Source organism: Neobacillus rhizosphaerae (assembly GCF_050477885.1).
Taxonomy (GTDB): Bacteria; Bacillota; Bacilli; order Bacillales; family Cytobacillaceae; genus Neobacillus; species Neobacillus rhizosphaerae_A.
In genome coordinates this window covers 1-1,660 of the sequence record NZ_JBCNAC010000116.1, presented here as the reverse complement: position 1 = coordinate 1,660, position 1,660 = coordinate 1, and the positions used below count along the sequence as shown (strand labels likewise).

The following is a 1,660-nucleotide window of genomic DNA, read 5'->3' as shown; positions in this document are numbered from 1 at the left end:
AATCATCTGCTTAATATTGTTTTTCATGAGGAATGAATTTACACATAATAATGGGCTTGACTTTCTATACGACCGTAACCCTTCTCTTTCAGGCAATTCGGGCTCATAGAACCCTTCTATGCAACCGTAACCCTGCTTTAACAGGCAATTCGGGCTCATAGAACCCTTCTATACGACCGTAACCCTTCTCTTTCAAGCAATTCGGGCTCATAGAACCCTTCTATGCAACCGTAACCCTTCTCTTTCAAGCAATTTGGGCTCATAGAACCCTTCTATGCGACCGTAACCCTTCTATGCGACCGTAACCCTTCTTTATAAAGCAGTTCAGGCTCGTAGAAGCACATTTTTCACTCGTACCCATCAAATTTTGTCTTTCATTCACCTCATGAAGGACATTTTCCACGATTCCCAATCACATTTGGTCCTTCATCCATCATATGAAAGACATTTTCCACGTTTCCACAACACATTTTGTCCTTCATCCACCTAATGAAAGACATTATGTATCCTTTCCCATCACTTTTTTCATTCACACATCCACAAATCCAAAAACCAAAGGTAATATCATTTATTACAATTAATAATCTTCATTATTAACTAGTCATTCTGCTTTTTAGATTAAACCATCCAATCCTTTTTCATGCACCAAAAAGGTAATGAAAATAAGTGACTATTTTCAGCCCATTTTACAAATGCTAATAATGATGTTCCTTAGTGAATATCATCGTTTCAAATCCTATGATGAGGTGATTTTTGATGAGCTACAAAGATCATTTAGATCAACACTCAGAGCTTTTCCATCACACAAACACTAGGCCGAAACGCCAGAAGTCACAGGTGAATGGAGAAACTCAATTAACTCAAAACGCGATCATCTTAAGGAGTAATGCCAAAGCACACCGTTGGTAAGTGTAATGGCTTCGAAACGAATGATGGGGTCGCCTAACGATTCTCATCAGCAGAAGGCTGACTCAACAAAACGAGTCAGCCTTTTTCTTTTAAAAAATATTATTGAAAATGTCTGTGTGGAAGGATATCATAAAATCTAATTAAATCATTATTAAATGGAGTGGACTAGAGTATGTACGATGCTTTCACAATAAGAGACGCAGAAATAAGTGATTTACCGAATATCGTTGACATCTATAATTCAACCATCGCTGGGAGAATGGTTACTGCTGACCTTGTGCCAGTTTCTGTTGAAAGCCGAACCCAATGGTTTCACGAGCACTCCCCTTCCTTTCGTCCACTTTGGGTAGTGGAAAGTCAAGGAACAATTTGCGGATGGGTAAGCTTTCAATCGTTCTATGGCAGACCAGCGTATAATGGTACAGCTGAAATCAGTATATATATTCATCAGGATTTTCGTGGAAAGAAACTCGGTAAATTTCTAATACAAAAAGCGATGGATGCATGTCCATCTCTTGAAATTAAAACCTTACTTGGTTTTATCTTTGGCCACAATGAAGCTAGCATGAAACTTTTTAACAGCTTTGGCTTTGAAAAATGGGCACATCTTCCGAAGATTGCGGAACTAGATAGCATTGAAAGAGATCTTCTCATACTTGGCAAAAGAATATACTAATACTTAGCCTATGTTAAAGAACATTGTTGATTTTTTTTACTGTTGATTGGAGCGGAAGGAGCGAAGACTCCTGTG

Annotated in this window: 2 protein-coding genes; both read left to right on the top strand. The window is 38.3% G+C overall.

Annotated features, from left to right (window positions below; translation table 11 throughout):
* Positions 1–756 precede the first annotated feature (756 nt).
* Positions 757–909 (top strand): YpzG family protein, encoded by a 153-nt coding sequence (locus ABES03_RS15855; protein WP_335531367.1) that lies wholly within the window; start codon positions 757–759, stop codon positions 907–909.
* A 172-nt stretch (positions 910–1,081) separates the two neighbouring features.
* Positions 1,082–1,585 (top strand): N-acetyltransferase family protein, encoded by a 504-nt coding sequence (locus ABES03_RS15850; RefSeq protein WP_430118398.1) that lies wholly within the window; start codon positions 1,082–1,084, stop codon positions 1,583–1,585.
* Positions 1,586–1,660: the final 75 nt, after the last annotated feature.

Coding starts and splice junctions, on each gene's coding strand:
- ABES03_RS15850 (WP_430118398.1), top strand. CDS start 1,082: ATGTACGATGCTTTCACAATAAGAGACGCAGAAATAAGTGATTTACCG.
- ABES03_RS15855 (WP_335531367.1), top strand. CDS start 757: ATGAGCTACAAAGATCATTTAGATCAACACTCAGAGCTTTTCCATCAC.